Origin of the sequence: Pseudomonas sp. LW8, from assembly GCF_041956865.1 — a bacterium.
GTDB classification, from domain to species: Bacteria; Pseudomonadota; Gammaproteobacteria; order Pseudomonadales; family Pseudomonadaceae; genus Aquipseudomonas; species Aquipseudomonas siliginis.
The window spans coordinates 4,933,435-4,949,587 of sequence record NZ_CP168138.1; the positions used below are offsets into that span (position 1 = coordinate 4,933,435).

The 16,153-nt window shown below is 61.0% G+C and carries 16 protein-coding genes; 8 read left to right on the forward strand and 8 right to left on the reverse strand.

Features of this window, described 5'->3' with window-relative positions; all coding sequences use genetic code 11:
- The first annotated feature begins 134 nt into the window (after positions 1-134).
- On the forward strand, positions 135-1,430 hold the full coding sequence (locus tag AB9L16_RS22315; RefSeq protein WP_016773083.1) for an NCS2 family permease: 1,296 nt from the start codon (positions 135-137) through the stop codon (positions 1,428-1,430).
- Positions 1,427-2,506 (forward strand): tRNA (uridine(54)-C5)-methyltransferase TrmA, encoded by a 1,080-nt coding sequence (gene trmA, locus AB9L16_RS22320; protein WP_256811781.1) that lies wholly within the window; start codon positions 1,427-1,429, stop codon positions 2,504-2,506. The genes AB9L16_RS22315 and trmA overlap by 4 nt, the downstream gene beginning before the upstream one ends.
- A 54-nt stretch (positions 2,507-2,560) precedes the next feature.
- Here trmA and AB9L16_RS22325 read toward each other — a convergent pair whose 3' ends face one another.
- Positions 2,561-3,007 (reverse strand): DUF2442 domain-containing protein, encoded by a 447-nt coding sequence (locus AB9L16_RS22325; RefSeq protein WP_236168712.1) that lies wholly within the window; start codon positions 3,005-3,007, stop codon positions 2,561-2,563.
- Entirely contained in the window at positions 3,004-3,432 is a 429-nt protein-coding gene (locus AB9L16_RS22330) for a DUF4160 domain-containing protein (protein WP_375122717.1), read from the reverse strand. The genes AB9L16_RS22325 and AB9L16_RS22330 overlap by 4 nt, the downstream gene beginning before the upstream one ends.
- Before the next feature lie 326 nt (positions 3,433-3,758).
- On the opposite strand from AB9L16_RS22330, the gene aroQ reads away from it, so the two are divergent.
- Positions 3,759-4,199, forward strand: coding sequence for a type II 3-dehydroquinate dehydratase (aroQ, locus tag AB9L16_RS22335; protein ID WP_137215639.1), 441 nt, complete (start codon positions 3,759-3,761; stop codon positions 4,197-4,199).
- Positions 4,200-4,204: 5 nt separating this feature from the next.
- Positions 4,205-5,059, forward strand: a complete 855-nt coding sequence (locus AB9L16_RS22340; RefSeq protein WP_375122718.1) for a shikimate dehydrogenase — start codon at positions 4,205-4,207, stop codon at positions 5,057-5,059.
- 117 nt (positions 5,060-5,176) lie between these two features.
- Here the strand turns inward: AB9L16_RS22340 and AB9L16_RS22345 are convergent, their stop codons facing one another.
- The gene (locus AB9L16_RS22345) at positions 5,177-5,854 is read right to left on the reverse strand and encodes a TetR/AcrR family transcriptional regulator (protein ID WP_016773079.1); all 678 of its coding nucleotides are present in this window, start codon (positions 5,852-5,854) and stop codon (positions 5,177-5,179) included.
- A 102-nt stretch (positions 5,855-5,956) separates the two neighbouring features.
- Positions 5,957-7,858 (reverse strand): 3-dehydroshikimate dehydratase QuiC, encoded by a 1,902-nt coding sequence (gene quiC / locus AB9L16_RS22350; protein WP_375122719.1) that lies wholly within the window; start codon positions 7,856-7,858, stop codon positions 5,957-5,959.
- Between the two features lie 361 nt (positions 7,859-8,219).
- Here quiC and AB9L16_RS22355 point away from each other — a divergent pair, with 361 nt between their 5' ends.
- A complete protein-coding gene (locus AB9L16_RS22355) occupies positions 8,220-9,557 on the forward strand; it encodes an MFS transporter (RefSeq protein WP_056790566.1) in 1,338 nt (445 codons plus the stop codon).
- Between the two features lie 132 nt (positions 9,558-9,689).
- On the opposite strand, the gene AB9L16_RS22360 is transcribed toward AB9L16_RS22355, so the two are convergent.
- Positions 9,690-10,568 carry a DMT family transporter gene (locus tag AB9L16_RS22360; protein WP_041477756.1) on the reverse strand — a complete coding sequence of 293 codons (879 nt, stop codon included), beginning with the start codon at positions 10,566-10,568 and terminating at the stop codon, positions 9,690-9,692.
- 391 nt (positions 10,569-10,959) lie between these two features.
- Here AB9L16_RS22360 and AB9L16_RS22365 point away from each other — a divergent pair, with 391 nt between their 5' ends.
- Entirely contained in the window at positions 10,960-11,844 is an 885-nt protein-coding gene (locus AB9L16_RS22365) for a neutral zinc metallopeptidase (RefSeq protein WP_095181874.1), read from the forward strand.
- A complete protein-coding gene (locus AB9L16_RS22370) occupies positions 11,845-12,798 on the forward strand; it encodes an alpha/beta hydrolase (RefSeq protein ID WP_252878939.1) in 954 nt (317 codons plus the stop codon). It abuts the gene before it with no gap.
- 133 nt (positions 12,799-12,931) lie between these two features.
- Here the strand turns inward: AB9L16_RS22370 and AB9L16_RS22375 are convergent, their stop codons facing one another.
- The 3 genes from AB9L16_RS22375 to AB9L16_RS22385 all read right to left on the reverse strand — a co-directional run bounded on the left by AB9L16_RS22375 (position 12,932) and on the right by AB9L16_RS22385 (position 15,072).
- The gene (locus tag AB9L16_RS22375) at positions 12,932-13,525 is read right to left on the reverse strand and encodes an HAD family hydrolase (protein WP_150742282.1); all 594 of its coding nucleotides are present in this window, start codon (positions 13,523-13,525) and stop codon (positions 12,932-12,934) included.
- Positions 13,522-14,391 carry an acyl-CoA thioesterase II gene (tesB, locus tag AB9L16_RS22380; RefSeq protein WP_056790579.1) on the reverse strand — a complete coding sequence of 290 codons (870 nt, stop codon included), beginning with the start codon at positions 14,389-14,391 and terminating at the stop codon, positions 13,522-13,524. The genes AB9L16_RS22375 and tesB overlap by 4 nt, the downstream gene beginning before the upstream one ends.
- A 111-nt stretch (positions 14,392-14,502) precedes the next feature.
- Positions 14,503-15,072 carry a GNAT family N-acetyltransferase gene (locus AB9L16_RS22385; protein WP_024014420.1) on the reverse strand — a complete coding sequence of 190 codons (570 nt, stop codon included), beginning with the start codon at positions 15,070-15,072 and terminating at the stop codon, positions 14,503-14,505.
- Positions 15,073-15,154: 82 nt separating this feature from the next.
- Between AB9L16_RS22385 and AB9L16_RS22390 the strand changes: the two genes are divergently transcribed.
- Positions 15,155-16,075: a histone deacetylase gene (locus tag AB9L16_RS22390; RefSeq protein WP_056790583.1), complete on the forward strand. Its 921-nt coding sequence runs from the start codon at positions 15,155-15,157 to the stop codon at positions 16,073-16,075.
- The last annotated feature ends 78 nt before the right edge of the window (positions 16,076-16,153 follow it).

Below are 16,153 nucleotides of genomic sequence, written 5' to 3' on the forward strand. Positions count from 1 at the left end.
CAAATTCCTCACGCGGCTGGTATGATGCGCGGCTTTTTCCGGCCCACGACAATTTTCCAGGCGCTTGCGACGGTCTGTGCTTTGCTGTTGAGGTCGATACATTCACGGCGCCACGCGCGCCACGGGGAGCAGACATGCTGGAAAGGCTGTTTCAACTCAAGGCACACAACACCAACGTGCGCACCGAAATTCTTGCGGGCGTCACGACTTTCCTGGCCATGGCTTACATTCTGTTCGTCAACCCGAGCATCCTCGGCGAGACCGGCATGGACAAAGGCGCGATCTTCGTCGCCACCTGTCTGGCGGCTGCAATCGGCTCGACCGTGATGGGCCTGATCGCCAACTACCCGATCGCTCTCGCTCCGGGCATGGGCCTGAACGCCTTCTTTACCTACACCGTGGTGCTGCACATGGGCCACACCTGGCAGGTGGCGCTGGGTGCGGTGTTCATTTCCGCCGTGCTGTTCTTTCTGCTGTCGATCTTCCGCATCCGTGAATGGATCATCAACGCCATTCCGCTGCCACTGCGCTCGGCGATTGCCGCCGGTATCGGCCTGTTCCTGGCGCTGATCGCCCTGCACAACGCCGGTATCGTGGTCAGCAACCCGGCGACCATGGTCGGCCTCGGCGATCTGACCAAACCGGCACCGATTCTGGCCACCGTCGGCTTTGCCGTGATCGTCGCCCTCGAAGCGCTGAAAGTGCGCGGCGCGGTGCTGATCGGCATTCTGGCAGTGACCATCGCCTCGATCGTACTGAACGTCACCGAGTTCGGCGGCATCATGTCAATGCCGCCGTCGCTGGCGCCAACCTTCCTGCAACTGGACATCAAAGGCGCACTGGACATCGGTCTGGTCAGCGTGATTTTCGCCTTCCTGTTCGTCGACCTGTTCGACAACTCCGGGACCCTGATCGGCGTCGCCAAGCGCGCCGGCCTGATGGGCAAGGACGGCCACATGCCGAAAATGGGCCGCGCGCTGATCGCCGACAGTACTGCGGCCATGGCCGGCTCGCTGCTGGGTACTTCGACCACGACCAGTTACATCGAATCCGCTGCCGGCGTCAGTGCCGGTGGCCGCACGGGCCTGACCGCCATCGTCGTGGCAATCCTGTTCCTGCTGGCGCTGTTCTTCTCGCCCCTGGCGGCCAGCGTTCCGGCGTTCGCCACTGCGCCAGCGCTGCTGTTCGTCGCCGTGCTGATGACTTCCGGCCTGGCGGAAATAGACTGGGACGACATCACCGTGGCTGCGCCGGTTGTGGTCACAGCACTGGCGATGCCGTTCACCTATTCGATCGCCAACGGTATCGCCTTCGGCTTCATCGCCTGGACTGCCATCAAGCTGCTGTCCGGCCGTGCCCGTGAGCTGAACCCGGCACTGGTGATTCTGTCGATTCTGTTTGTGATCAAGTTGGGTTGGTTCAACGCATGAGTTTCGATTCCCAAGCCTACGCCGAACAACTCGAAGCCAAGGTCACGCGTTTGCGTGATCTGCTGGCACCGTTCGATGCACCCGAGCCGACGGTGTTTGACTCGCCTCTGCAGAACTTCCGCCTGCGCGCCGAATTCCGCCTGTGGCGCGAGGGCGGCGAACGCCATTACGCGATGTTCTCCCAGGACGACAAGCGCACGCCGATCCTTATCGAAGAATTCCCGATTGCCAGCCTGCGCATCAACCAGTTGATGCCGCAGTTGAAGGCCGCGTGGCAAGCCAGTTCGGCGCTGAGCCACAAGCTGTTCCAAGTCGAATTTCTGACCACGCTGGCCGGCGACGCGATGATCACCCTGTGCTATCACCGTCCGCTGGACGAGCACTGGCATGCGGCAGCAACGAAGCTGTCGGCAGATCTCGGCGTGAGCATCATCGGCCGCTCCAAGGGCAAGCGCGAAGTGCTCGGTCAGGACTATGTCGTCGAGAAACTCGAAGTCGGCGGCCGCACCTTCAGCTATCGCCAGCCCGAAGGCGCGTTCACCCAGCCCAACGGCACGGTGAACCAGAAGATGCTCAATTGGGCTTACGAAGCGCTGGGCGATCGCAGCGACGATCTGCTCGAGTTGTACTGCGGCAACGGCAACTTCACCCTGCCGCTGGCGACGCGCGTGCGCAAAGTGCTCGCTACCGAAATCAGCAAGACTTCGGTCAACGCGGCCCTGAGCAACCTCAGCGAAAACGCTGTGGATAACGTCACGCTGGTGCGTTTGTCCGCCGAGGAGCTGACCGAAGCGCTCAACGAAGTGCGCCCGTTCCGCCGCCTGCACGGCATCGATCTGAAGAGCTACGAATTCGGCAGCGTCTTCGTCGACCCACCGCGCGCCGGCATGGACCCGGACACCTGCGAGCTGACACGACGCTTCGACAACATCCTCTACATCTCCTGCAACCCTGACACCCTGGCGGCCAACATCGCCCAGCTGCATGACACCCACCGCATTACCAAGTGCGCGATGTTTGACCAGTTCCCGTGGACCCACCACATGGAATCCGGTGTGCTGCTGACCCGGCGTTGATTGCGGGTAGCGGATACGGAAAAGCCGTCGTGATTGACGGCTTTTTTGTGGGTGCTATGGCGCGATATCAGTTTTACGTGGACGCCCGCCTTTTTTGCCATTGGCTCGCGCTGCCGCAGATTTCGCAGCGCTGCTTTGACGCCCGTTGCGCGAGGCGACGATCGACGCGGCCATGCGCATAAGTGGCGGGCTCGCTGAAATCATTCCGGCAATGGAAATATCCAGATCCTTACCCTCATGGCACAGCGCAGTGCCGGCGAAGCCGATCGTCAGGCTTGCATAATCGCCCGCTTCAAACCCCGCGAATTCGGGATACAGCTTCACCGGAAGCAAAACACCGCTGCCGTCCTCGAAACGAATGACCAAAGAGGATTCTTCGAAGCTCACTGACACGGCCTGCAAACCATTGGCCTGTCGTACTTCGCCAAGTGTGATGGCGGCATCGAGCATTTCTTCCGTCAGGGGGCGATGCACCGACGGTTTTGCCTTGATGACTTTCATAATTCGATCTCAACTCCTTCCAACTTGCCGATCAAGGACAGCAGCACCTTTTCTTCATCGGGTTCATAGCGCGCCGATCCGATCCTGTAGGTCTCGTCGGTGACTGGCTTCATCACGGGCACTTCGTTTGCTTGGCAGTCCCATATCTGATTATCGAGACAAACGGTCTTCAAGCCCGACCACCAGATCCCTCGTGCTCGACGCAGGTGCGCCGGTTGTCCAAGTGACAGACACAAGCCGTTCAGCACAGCGAGCGGTGGTCGTCGGGACAGCGGCACGACATCCCACAGATCAACTTCGTTGTGCCAGAAGCTGAACCGGAAGCGGGCATTCCAGGCACCCGCATCTACATGGGCGTGCGGTGGGCAGTGTTCGTCTCTCAACATGATGCGAATCGACATTCCTTTGTAGCTGCATACCTTCATGCTAACCCATCCGTTAGGTTAATGGATTTCCAGCGCTCGAATTTCCTTTCGAGTCCGACGACCGGTTGCCACATGCGAACCTGTCGGAGGTCATCCAAGGCTAGCGCGCATGGGGGGCGGGACCTGGGAAATGATCGGAAAAAACGTAAGAAAAGCTGTCGTTACGTCTTGAAATCAGGGCTCGCCTGAATTTGCCTGTGCGATCACCGAACATAAAACGCCAAGGTCATTTCTGTTCAATTGACCGATGTAACCATCTAGTACATTTTATCTCCACAGGCCGGAACCTCTCGGCCCATGCCAAAAACAATAAGTGGAGTACCCCCATGTCCCCTATCGTTCTGGTGCTTAACGGCCCGAACCTGAACTTGCTCGGCACCCGCGAGCCGGCGACTTATGGTCATGAAACCCTGGCGGATATTTCGGCGCTGTGTGGTCGCGCGGCTGACGAGTTCGGTCTGACCGTGGAATTTCGCCAGACCAATCATGAAGGCGAGCTGCTCGACTGGATTCACGCCGCGCGTGGTCGTTGTGCCGGGATCGTGATCAATCCGGCGGCGTGGACGCATACGTCCGTGGCGATTCGCGATGCACTGGTCGCCAGTGAATTGCCGGTGATCGAGGTGCATCTGTCCAACGTGCATGCCCGCGAGCCGTTCCGTCATCACTCGTTTGTTTCCGGCATTGCCACGGCGGTGATGTGCGGGTTCGGCAGCCATGGCTATCGCCTGGCGCTGGAGCATTTCAGTCAGCGGTTGCAGAGGTAAGAACCATGTCGCGTTCCAAGGTGATACTCGCCGGGCTGATCGGCGCCGGGATTCAGGCTTCACGTACACCGGCACTGCATGAGCACGAAGGCGATGCGCAGGGCCTGCGTTATCTGTACCAGCTCATCGACCTCGATCAATTGCACCTCGACAGCACGGCCCTGCCCGACCTGCTGCAAGCGGCGGAGCGGATGAATTACACCGGACTGAACATCACTTTCCCGTGCAAACAGGCGGTCATCCCGCTGCTCGATGAGTTATCGCCGGAAGCCCGTGGCATCGGCGCGGTCAACACCGTGGTGCTGAAGGACGGCAAGCGTGTCGGCCACAACACCGATTGCCTCGGTTTCGCCGAGGGCTTTCGCCGGGGTCTGACAGACGCTGCCCGTGAACGTGTCGTCCAGATGGGCGCCGGCGGGGCTGGCGCGGCGGTGGCCCACGCACTGCTCAGCGAAGGCGTACGGCAATTGACGATTTTTGATGTCGATCGCGAGCGCGCGGAAAGTCTGGCGAACAATCTGAATCAACATTTTGGCGCCGGTCGCGCGCAGGCGGGACGGGATTTGCCCGGGGCGCTGGCGCAGGCCGATGGCCTGGTCAACACCACGCCGATGGGCATGGCCAAGCTGCCGGGTTCACCGGTGCCGGCCGGGTTGCTACGCAAGGCAATGTGGGTCGCGGAGATTGTGTATTTCCCGCTGGAAACCGAACTGCTGCGCGACGCCCGCGCCTTGGGCTGCCGCACCCTGGATGGCGGCAACATGGCGGTGTTTCAGGCGGTGAAGGCGTTTGAATTGTTCAGCGGCGTGGTGCCGGATGCGCAGCGCATGCTTGAGCATTTTCAGAGCATGAGTGGCTGAACAACAGGGTAACTCTGTGGGAGCGAGCCTGCTCGCGAAGGCGGTGTGTCAGTCGCCCTGTTCGTTGACTGAATCGACGCCTTCGCGAGCAGGCTCGCTCCCACAGGGGGGATCGAGTCAGGCCTTCAGGTAGCGCAACACCGATTCGCAGATCATCTCGCGGTGGCGCTGCTTGATGGTTTCGTCCGGCAGGTCGATCTGGAAGATTTCTCCCAGCGTGTGGCGGTTCGACACGCGATAGAAGCAGAACGAACTGATCAGCAGGTGCACGTCCAGCGCATCGATGCCACGCCGGAACAAACCTTCGTCCGCGCCTCGTTGCAGAATCCCGCCCAAGGTGTCGAGGATCGTGTTGTTCAGCGCCTTGATCGCATCGGAACGCTTTACGTACTCGGCGTTGTGGATATTTTCGATGCTGACGATGCGCACGAAATCGACGTTGTGGTCATGGTGATCGAAAGTGAATTCCACCAGTCGACGGATCGCCAGCTCAGGCGGCAGTTCGTCCAGGTGCAGGCGGTTTTCCGTGCTGCGGATATCGCCGTAAAGCTTCTCCAGCACCTCGACGTACAACTGCTCCTTGCTGCCGAAATAGTAATAGATCATCCGCTTGGAGGTGTGGATACGCTCGGCAATCGCGTCGACGCGGGCACCGGACAAGCCCTGCTGGACGAACTCGACGATCGCCTCCTGGAGAATGTTTTCGCGGGTCTTTTCCGGGTTGTTCTTGCGACTCTTGCGCGGCACTGCGTCGGACTCGACAGCAGCGGCGGAAAGTTCTGAATTCATGGTCATCGCGGGCTCACGGCCATCACTGCACAAGCTGGCGATTATGGGCCGCGCGGGACAGTGAAGGAAGCCGCGCAGCCGGTGTTTAATCCCGCGTTTACGAATTCCCTACAACTTCGCCTGACGCACCGCACCGCTGCGGGATTTGGCCATCGCCGCCAGCCGCACCGCAACGTTGGCCGCGCCGTAGCCGGCATAGCCATTCTTGCGCTGGATGATCTCGAAGAAGAAACGCCCCTCGAACGGCTCGGTGTAGACGTGAAACAACTCGCCGCCCTGGGCGTCACGGTCGTAGAGCACGTTGTAATAGGCCAGTTCGCTGAGAAACTCATCGTCGAAATCGAAACGCGCCGCGAGGTCGTCGTAATAGTTCAGCGGGATGTCCAGCAGCGGCACACCGGCCTCCTTGGCGCGACTGACCTGGGCGAAGATGTCGTCACAATCGAAGGCGATGTGGTGCACACCGGAGCCGCGATAACTCGACAGCGCATGAGAAATGGCGGTGTTGCGGTTCTCGGAAATGTTCAGCGGCAGCCGGATCGAACTGTCGCGGCTGCGCAGTGCGCGGCTCTTCACCAGACCGTACGGATCGGGCAAGACCACTTCATCGTCGGCTTCGAAATCCAGCAGGCTTTTGTAAAACAGCACCCAACTGTCGAGGCTGTCCGCCGGCAGTGCCATGGCCATGTGATCGATACGCTTGAGGCCGCCGCCGGTCTGCGCGTCCGGCAACAGATTGAAATCGGTGCCGTACACGTCGGCGTCCTCATCGACCAGATAAATCAGGCTGCCGTCCGGTGCGCGCACCGCCGCCAGCTCCAGTTCATTCGGCCCGACCAGGCCGCGATAGGGCTGCCCCTTGTAAGCGACCGCGCGGGCCAGCGCACTGGCGCTGTCCTTGACCCGCACCGCCGTGGCGCACAGCGACGGGCCGTGGGCTTCGAAAAAGCTGTGGGCGAACGAATACGGCTCGGAGTTGAGAATCAGGTTGATATCGCCCTGACGCAGCAGGCTGACACCCTTGGAGCGATGCTGCCCGGCCTTGGCGAAACCGAGGCGTTGCAGCCAGTGACTGAGCTTAGCGCCCAGCGCTTCATCGACGGCAAATTCGAGAAATTCCACGCCGTTGTATTCGCTGGCCGGCGGCGTTTCGAAAAGAATCTCACGGTTGGCCACCGGCGCCGCTTCCTGCTCGAGACGCTGACGGGTCTTCTCTTCCAGATACAGCAGCGAGCGCAAACCGTCGGCGGCGTTGGCTCGCGGGGGCGCGGCGCGAAAGCCGTCGTTGAAGATTTCCAGCGACAGCGGCCCGCTATAGCCACTCTTGATGATCGGCGCGAGGAAACCCGGCAGATCGAATTCGCCCTGCCCCGGGAAACAACGGAAATGCCGGCTCCACTCCAGCACATCCATGGCCAGGATCGGTGCGTCGGCCATTTGCACGAAGAAGATCTTGTCGCCGGGAATGTCGGCGATCGCGCTGGGATCGCCCTTCAGCGACAGGGTATGGAAGCTGTCGAGCAGCACGCCGAGGTTGGAGTGATCAGCCTGACGGACGATGTCCCAGACCTGTTGATAAGTATTGACGTGACGGCCCCACGCCAGCGCTTCGTAACCGATGCGCAAGCCACGGGCGCCGGCGCGTTCGGCCAACAGGCGCAAATCATCGACGAGGATTTGTTGATCGCCGACACTGTCCGGCGAGGCGTTGCTGCAGACCAGCACCAGGTCGGTGCCAAGTTCCTGCATCAGATCGAACTTGCGCTCGGCACGCTCAAGGTTGCGCGCCAGGCGATCGCGGCGGCAACCTTCGAAGTCACGGAACGGCTGAAACAGGGTGATGGCGATCCCCAGATCGGCGCACATCTGTTTAATTTCCCGGGGACTGCCGTCGTAGTACAGGAGGTCGTTTTCGAAAATCTCCACGCCGTCGAACCCGGCGGCGGCAATGGCTTCGAGTTTTTCCGGCAGGGTGCCGCTCAAGGAAACGGTGGCAATGGAACGCTGCATGTTTCAACTCCCGGACTGCGCCGCTTTATCTTTACTGTAGGAGCTGCCGAAGGCTGCGATCGTTTGATCTTGATTACCAAAACAGCAAAATCAAAAGATCACAACCTTCGGCAGCTCCTACCGGGGAATGGGTTTTTATAGTGAGGGAAATTATTGGCTGCATCCCTGCGCGCAGCAATTTAAAGTGTACTACCCGGTTAGTTTTGCGTGCGATTATCGAACACTAAGGCGATTTGGCGAATTGACGATTTTTTGTTCACTGCCCAACATCGGTTGCACATCGAGTCCGGCCACTAACCACCGGGCAAGGTGTTCGACAGAAAAGAACACCAAATAACAAATCCAAAAACGGGTGGAACACATGATTCCTTCACAGACTTCCCGCATGGCTCCGGCCATGAGCACTGCCACGGGTGGCATTGGCGACAAGATCCGCGGCGCCATGGCCGTCGGCAAGACCCGCTGGGGCATGCTGGCGCTGGTGTTTTTTGCCACCACCCTCAACTACATCGACCGCGCCGCCCTCGGCGTCATGCAGCCGATCCTCGCCAAGGAAATGAGCTGGACGGCGATGGACTACGCCAACATCAACTTCTGGTTTCAGGTCGGCTACGCGATCGGGTTTGTCCTCCAGGGACGCCTGATCGACCGGGTCGGCGTCAAGCGCGTGTTCTTCTGCGCCGTACTGCTCTGGAGCCTGGCCACCGGTGCCCATGGCCTGGCGACCTCCGCAGTCGGCTTCATGGTCTGCCGCTTCATCCTCGGCCTGACGGAAGCGGCCAACTACCCGGCCTGTGTGAAAACCACGCGCCTGTGGTTCCCGGCCGGTGAACGCGCTGTCGCTACCGGCATCTTCAACGCCGGCACCAACGTCGGCGCGATGTTCACGCCGATGCTGCTGCCACTGGTCCTGCATGTGTGGGGCTGGCAAGCGGCGTTCCTGTGCATGGCGGCACTCGGCGGCATCTGGCTGTTGTTCTGGGGCTTGAAGTATTTCAATCCGGAAGATCACCCGACGGTGAAGCAGTCGGAACTCGATTACATCCAGCAGCAAGTCGAACCGGAACAGGCCCGCGTGCCGTTCAGCAAGATCCTGCGCATGCGCGGCACCTGGGCCTTCGCCCTCGCCTACTCGCTGACCGCGCCGGTGTTCTGGTTCTATCTGTACTGGCTGCCGCCGTTTCTCAATCAGCAATACAACCTCGGCATCAACGTGACGCAGATGGGTATTCCGCTGATCATCATCTACGTCACGGCTGACTTCGGCAGTGTCGGCGGCGGGATTCTGTCCTCGTTCCTGATCGGTCGCGGCATGAACTCGATCAAGGCGCGGTTGCTGTCGATGTTGCTGTTTGCCTGCTGCATCATCGGCGTGGTGATGGCCGCCGGCTCGGCGAACCTGTGGGTGGCGGTGGCGGCGATCTCGCTGGCGATCGGCGCGCATCAGGCCTGGACTGCGAACATCTGGAGCCTGGTGATGGACTACACGCCCAAGCACATGATGAGCACGGTGTTCGGCTTCGGCGGCATGTGCGCGGCGATCGGCGGGATGTTCATGACCCAGATCGTCGGCCACATCCTCACCGTCACCAACAATAACTACACAGTGCTGTTCACGCTGATCCCGGCGATGTACTTCCTCGCACTGACGTGGATGTACTTCATGGCACCGCGCAAGATTCCGACCATTACCGAATAACCTGCCTGCATACATCCCATTGTGGGAGCGAGCCTGCTCGCGAAGGCGTCAAGTCAGCCACTGAACAGGGTGACTGACACACCGCTTTCGCGAGCAGGCTCGCTCCCACAAGTTGTACCGGGATTCCGCTCTTCAGCGCCGGCTCTGCTGCCACGCCGCCGCCAATCCGCTGCAACAGATCACCGCAATACCGATCACCGTCAACCCGCTCGGTGTGTGATTGAACAGCAGCCAGCCCAACAACCCGGCAAAGACGATCTGGCAATAGCCGAACGGCGCCAGCAAGGCTGGTGCTGCGTGACGGAAGGCCTGAGTCAGGAACAGATGCGCCGTCATCCCGCAACTGCCCAGCGCCAGCATCAGCGCGGCATGAGGCAACGTCGGCACCTGCCAGAAGAACGGCACCAGCGCGCTCATCACCAGGGTATTGCACAGCCCGGCGAAGAAGTTGCTGGTGGTCGGGCTGTCCACTTCGGCGAGCTTGCGCGTCAGCAATTGGTAGAAGCAGAAGAACAGCGCCGAGCAGAACGGCAGCAGGATCGCCGGGGTGAACAGTTCGCCGCCCGGGTGGACGATGATCAGCACGCCGATGAAGCCGCAGATCACCGCGATCCACTGTCCGCGCGTCACTCGTTCCTTGAGCAGCGGCACCGATAACGCCGTCACCAGTACCGGCGCGAGAAAGTTGACCGCCGTGGCTTCCGCCAGCGGGATGTACAGCAGCGCCGTGGTGAAAAACAGGCTGGTGCCGAGCAGACACAGGGCACGGGCGAGTTGCCATAACGGCTTCTTGGTGCGCAGAACGCGCAAACCGGACTGCGGCAGGAAAATCCCCGCCATCAACAAGGTGTGCACCACATAGCGCGCCCACACCACCATCACGATCGGATAAAAACCGGAGAGGTATTTCGACAAGGCGTCGTGGCTGGAAAACAGGAACGTCGCCACGACAATCAGCAGGATCCCCTTGAAGGGCTGGTTGACACCGGAGAGCGGGGTGCTGACGGTCATTGGCAATCTCTGAAAAAAAATCCGGGCGAGCGTGCGCGCTGGCGGCAATCGTTGTGGCAATCATAGTCGGCTGAGCTTTCAGCAACCGCACAGGTTGCACTCTTCTTCGCCGGGAAACCGCCGCCAGGCAAAACCTTGAGGCAAGATTCCCGCCACTTCGGCGTCCGGCCAGTGTGCAACATCACAGACTGCCGTCGAAACAGCGGGTTCATGAATTCAACGGAAGAAATTCCACTCGGGATTGAATTCACGGCCCGCTCGACCGTCAATACCAGGCCCGCACCATGTGGGCGCGTGTGCATGGACGGACGACCGGACTGGCGCCACACTCACACAGCGGCAACACTCATCACCAGCAGATTCATCACCGGCAATAAAAGAGGATTCCCAAATGCTATGGAAAAAAGGCCGACGCAGTGACAACGTCGTCGACGCCCGGGGTGATGATGCCGGCGGTGGCGGCGGCATGCGCTTCGGTGGCGGCAAGGGCCTGAGCCTGACGGCCATCGTGCTGATCGTCGGCATCGGCTGGCTCACCGGCCAGGACCCGCTGCAGATCCTCGGCCAGTTGACCGGCCAGATGGAACAACCGGCGCCCACCTCGCAAACCCGTCAGGCACCGCCGGCCAATGATGAACAGGCTGAATTCGTCCGCTCGATCCTCGGCGACACCGAAGATACCTGGGGTCCGATCTTCCAGCAGGCCGGACGCCAATACAAAGACCCGACACTGGTGCTGTTCAGCAATCGGGTGAACTCCGCGTGCGGCATGGCCACTTCTGCCACCGGCCCGTTCTACTGCCCGGCCGACCAGAAGGTCTATCTGGACATGGCCTTCTTCCAGGAAATGTCGCAGCGCTTCAAAGCCGCCGGCGATTTCGCTCAGGCTTACGTGATTGCGCACGAAGTCGGCCACCATGTGCAGACGCTGCTGGGCGTCTCGGCGAAGATGCAGGCGGCGCGTCAGCAAGGCCGGCAGATGGAAGGCGACGGCGGCTTGCTGGTTCGCCAGGAATTGCAGGCCGACTGTCTCGCCGGCGTCTGGGCATACAACGCGCAAAAACGCCTGAACTGGCTGGAGCCCGGCGACATCGAAGAAGCCTTGAACGCCGCCAACGCCATCGGCGATGATCGCTTGCAGCAACAGGGCCAGGGCCGTGTGGTCCCGGACTCGTTTACCCACGGTACGTCAGCGCAAAGGGTGCGCTGGTTCAAAACCGGATTCGCGCAAGGCCAGGTAAGCCAGTGCGACACCTTCGCGGCGAAAACCCTGTAAATGCATAAATGGCTTGTGGCGTTACTGTTCATCGCCGGCACCGCGCAAGCGGCCGGCGTCGATGCGATCAGCCCCGGTCGCCTGCAACTCAAGGCCGGGGAAATGGCAGTGGGCATCGGCCCGGCACCTGAGAAGATCGAGCGGGTGCTGATCGTCATTCACGGTCGCCTGCGCAACGCCGAAACCTATCGCAAAAGCGCGGAAAGCGCCGCCGAACTCGCCGGGCAGACCGCGCACACGCTGGTGATCGCTCCGCAGTTTCTCAATGAAAGCGACGTCACCCTGTATTCCTTGCCGCCGACGGTGCTGCGCTGGCAGGGCAACGAGTGGATGGGCGGCGGCTTGTCCACCGGGCCGAATCCGCTGAGTTCCTACGCGGCGCTGGACGAAATCGTCGCGCGGCTCAGCGACCGCAAACAGTTTCCGGACGTGAAGCAGATCGTGATCTTCGGCCACTCCGGCGGTGGTCAGGTGGTGCAGCGTTACGCCCTGCTGGCCAAGGATCAGCCGGCGCTCAAGGCCAACGGTATTCGCTTGCGCTATGTGGTGGCCAATCCTTCTTCTTATGCGTACTTCAACGAGCAGCGGCCAGTGGCGTTCGACCACGCACAATGCCCGGGTTTCAATCGCTGGAAGTACGGGCTGGCGGACATGCCGGTGTATGCCGGAGGGCAAACGCCGTTGCAGGTCGAGAGCGCTTACGTCAAACGCGAGGTGATTTATCTGCTCGGGCAGCAGGACGTCGACCCGGAACATCCAGCGCTGGACAAGAGCTGCGCGGCCGAGGCGCAAGGGGCTTACCGCTTGATGCGCGGGAAGCTGTATTTCGGTTACTTGCTGCGTCGCCATCCTGAGGGGGTCAATCAGCGGCTGGTGGAGGTGCCTGGGGTCGGGCATGACGGGGATGGCATGCTGACGTCGGCGGAGGGGCAGAAGGCGCTGTTTGATCAGTGAGTTTTTTGCTGAATCCACCGGCCCCTTCGCGAGCAGGCTCGCTCCCACATTTGGAATAAATGCCACAGTTGGAACGCATTCCCCTGTGGGAGCGAGCCTGCTCGCGAAGGCGTCCGATCAGACAACAACGATCTCAGGCCTGCAGCATCCGCCGCAACTCAACACAATCCTTTGCATGCCAATCCGTCAACTCCGGCCACGGGTTATCCGGCAGATTCACCAACACCGTCCGCGCCCCCGCTGCTCGACCGCAATCCAGATCAAAGCGGTAATCGCCGACCATCACCATGTCACTGGCCGGCACTTGCCAGGCATCGGCCAGTTTCAGCAAACCGCCGGGATGCGGCTTCGGCGGTGCTTCGTCGCGACCCAGCACATCCTCGACCGCGAAGCAGTCGGCCAGGCCGATCGCCTCCAGCGTCACGTGCGCCAGCTCCCGCGCATTGCGCGTGAGGATGCCGAGGCGATAACCGCGCGCATGCAGGTCGCGCACCAGCTCTACCGCACCGGTGGCCGGGGTCGAGCCCAGCGCCAGATCGCGTTCATGCTCGAGCAACCAGGCATGCTTGGCCGCCGCTTCATCCGCCGGCAACGCGGCGAGGTGGGTGAGGATGTCGTCCTCCGGCGGAATCGCCAGTGCCACACGAATCGCCGCGAAATCATGCACGGCTACAGTCAACGTGCCGTCCATGTCGAATACCCAATGACGAACCTCGGTCAGGCTCATGCCCAGTCCTTGCGATGGCGGATCAGACCTTCCTGAGTCACCGAAGCGACCAGTTGCCCGGCGCGATTGAACACGCTGCCACGGGAAAAACCACGGGAGTTGCCGGCCCACGGGCTGTCCATCGCGTAGAGCAACCAGTCATCGGCGCGCAGATCGTTGTGGAACCACAGCGCGTGATCAAGGCTGGCGACCTGCATGTCCTTCTGCCAGACCGACTTGCCGTGGGGCAGCATCGACGTGGTCAGCAGACCGAAGTCCGAGGCATACGCCAGCAGGTATTTGTGCAGCGCCGGGATGTCGGCCAAGGCGCCGTCGGCGCGGAACCACACATATTTGATCGGATCGGCCGGTTGCGGGTTGTACGGATCCTTTTCGGTGACCGGGCGTACTTCGATCGGTTTCGGACACAGCAGTTTTTCACGCATGTGCTCCGGAATCAGGTGCGCACGCTGCTGGATCAGTTCCAGCTCCGAGGGCAGGTTTTCCGGGCCGACCACCACGGGCATCTGGCCCTGATGCTCGAAACCTTGTTCGTCGTACTGAAACGAAGCGCTGCACGTGAAGATCGGGTGGCCCTTCTGGATCGCCGTCACGCGGCGAGTGCTGAAGCTGCCGCCATCACGCACGCGATCAACCGAATAGACCACCGGCAACTTGGCATCGCCCGGGCGCAGGAAATAACCGTGCAGCGAGTGCACATGACGCGCTTCTTCCACCGTCTGACTGGCCGCCGACAGCGACTGGCCGAGCACCTGACCGCCGAACAACTGGCGGAACCCCAGATCCTGGCTGCGGCCACGGAACAGGTTTTCTTCGATCGGTTCCAGGGTCAGCAGATCGACCAGATCTTCCAGCACTTGGCTCATTCAGACTCTCCTCACACAAAGCAATGGCCGCGCAGTCTTGGCTGCGGCGGACGATTCAGGTTCTGGCACGGGCCAAATACGATGGCGGCCATTGTAAACGTCCGTGTCGGCTTATTCATGCAAGGTTTGCAGCCATTGTTCGCGGCTGATGCGATACAGAACATGGCGGCGCAACGGGTGATCGAGCGCAAGCTTGGGGTGATCGAAATCATCCTGCGGATCGTGATGCATGCCGATCGCCTGCATGACCTTCTCCGACTGCGCATTCTGCCCGGCGGTAAACGAGACGATTTCCTCCAGCTTCAACTGGTCGAAACCGGCGCGCAGTGCGGTCCACGCAGCTTCGCTGGCGTAACCCAGGCCCCAGTGTTCCTTGGCCAGACGCCAGCCGATTTCCACCGCCGGGGTAAACGGCGCATCGAAGCCGACCACGCCCAACCCGGTGAAACCGATGAATTCACCCGTGTCCTTGCGCTCCAGCGCCCACAGGCCAAAGCCGTGCTCGGCAAAATGTCCGCGCACGCGGCCGATCAATGCGGCACTTTCGAGCCGGGTCAACGGTGCCGGAAAGTAGCGCATCACCTGCGGATCGGCGCACATCGCGGCGAATGCCGGCAAATCCTCGTCCTGCCATTGACGCATCAACAAGCGCGCGCTTTGCAGCTCCAGTATCGGCTCCATCGTCCCCTCCATTTCCATGCCGTTGAGTCTACATCGCTGGTAGGATCGTTCATTCTTTCCCAGGTTCTGCGCGAAACAAGCCATGCCTTTGCCGTTGATCTATCACGAAGACTACAGCCCCGAGTTTCCTGCGGAGCACCGCTTCCCCATGGACAAGTTTCGTCTGTTGCGCGATCACCTGGTCGACAGCGGCCTGACCCGCGACGCCGACCTGCTGCGCCCGCAGATCTGCCCCAACGACATCCTCGCCCTCGCCCATGACCGCAGCTATATCGAACGCTACATGAGCGGCGAGTTGTCCCGCGAAGACCAACGGCGCCTCGGCCTGCCGTGGAACGAAGCGCTGGCGCGACGCACCGTGCGTGCAGTGGGCGGTTCGATCCTCGCGGCAGAGCAAGCCCTTGAGCATGGTCTGGCCTGTCATCTGGCCGGCGGCACCCATCACGCTCACTACGATTACCCTGCCGGCTTCTGCATCTTCAATGACCTGGCGATCATCAGCCAGTACCTGTTGCAGAGCGGCCGGGTCAATCGCGTACTGATCTTCGATTGCGACGTGCATCAGGGCGACGGCACCGCGCGGATTCTGCATGACACGCCGGAGGCGATTACCGTTTCCCTGCACTGCGAGAAGAATTTTCCCGCACGCAAGGCAGAAAGTGACTGGGACATTCCGCTGCCCAAAGGTATGGGCGATGCCGACTATCTGCAGGTGGTCGATGACACGCTCAATTACCTGTTGCCGCTGTATCAACCGGATCTGGTGCTCTACGACGCTGGCGTTGATGTGCACAAGGACGATGCCCTCGGTTATCTGCAGCTGACCGACGAGGGCGTAGCCGAGCGTGATGAACGGGTGATGCGCCACTGCCTGGGCCGCGACATCCCGGTGGTCGGGGTGATCGGCGGCGGCTACAGCAAGGATCGCCACGCCCTCGCCCGCCGCCACGGCATCCTCCATCACAGCGCGCAACGGGTCTGGGATTCACACGGCTGTCATTGAAACGTGCTGCGTTACCCACAATCGCTGTGGAACTGCCTGTGGATAACCTGAGTGAAAGGGACTGCAGGCCAGGCTGGG

Excerpts from the sequence above, each read along its gene's own strand:
- AB9L16_RS22315 (WP_016773083.1), top strand. The coding sequence starts at position 135 with ATGCTGGAAAGGCTGTTTCAACTCAAGGCACACAACACCAACGTGCGC.
- AB9L16_RS22355 (WP_056790566.1), top strand. The coding sequence starts at position 8,220 with ATGATTCCTTCACAGACTTCCCGCATGGCTCCGGCCATGAGCACTGCC.
- AB9L16_RS22390 (WP_056790583.1), top strand. The coding sequence starts at position 15,155 with ATGCCTTTGCCGTTGATCTATCACGAAGACTACAGCCCCGAGTTTCCT.
- AB9L16_RS22340 (WP_375122718.1), top strand. The coding sequence starts at position 4,205 with ATGTCGCGTTCCAAGGTGATACTCGCCGGGCTGATCGGCGCCGGGATT.
- AB9L16_RS22365 (WP_095181874.1), top strand. The coding sequence starts at position 10,960 with ATGCTATGGAAAAAAGGCCGACGCAGTGACAACGTCGTCGACGCCCGG.
- AB9L16_RS22360 (WP_041477756.1), bottom strand. The coding sequence starts at position 10,568 with ATGACCGTCAGCACCCCGCTCTCCGGTGTCAACCAGCCCTTCAAGGGG.
- AB9L16_RS22385 (WP_024014420.1), bottom strand. The coding sequence starts at position 15,072 with ATGGAGCCGATACTGGAGCTGCAAAGCGCGCGCTTGTTGATGCGTCAA.
- quiC (WP_375122719.1), bottom strand. The coding sequence starts at position 7,858 with ATGCAGCGTTCCATTGCCACCGTTTCCTTGAGCGGCACCCTGCCGGAA.
- AB9L16_RS22345 (WP_016773079.1), bottom strand. The coding sequence starts at position 5,854 with ATGACCATGAATTCAGAACTTTCCGCCGCTGCTGTCGAGTCCGACGCA.
- AB9L16_RS22325 (WP_236168712.1), bottom strand. The coding sequence starts at position 3,007 with ATGAAAGTCATCAAGGCAAAACCGTCGGTGCATCGCCCCCTGACGGAA.
- tesB (WP_056790579.1), bottom strand. The coding sequence starts at position 14,391 with ATGAGCCAAGTGCTGGAAGATCTGGTCGATCTGCTGACCCTGGAACCG.
- AB9L16_RS22370 (WP_252878939.1), top strand. The coding sequence starts at position 11,845 with ATGCATAAATGGCTTGTGGCGTTACTGTTCATCGCCGGCACCGCGCAA.
- AB9L16_RS22330 (WP_375122717.1), bottom strand. The coding sequence starts at position 3,432 with ATGAAGGTATGCAGCTACAAAGGAATGTCGATTCGCATCATGTTGAGA.
- AB9L16_RS22375 (WP_150742282.1), bottom strand. The coding sequence starts at position 13,525 with ATGAGCCTGACCGAGGTTCGTCATTGGGTATTCGACATGGACGGCACG.
- trmA (WP_256811781.1), top strand. The coding sequence starts at position 1,427 with ATGAGTTTCGATTCCCAAGCCTACGCCGAACAACTCGAAGCCAAGGTC.
- aroQ (WP_137215639.1), top strand. The coding sequence starts at position 3,759 with ATGTCCCCTATCGTTCTGGTGCTTAACGGCCCGAACCTGAACTTGCTC.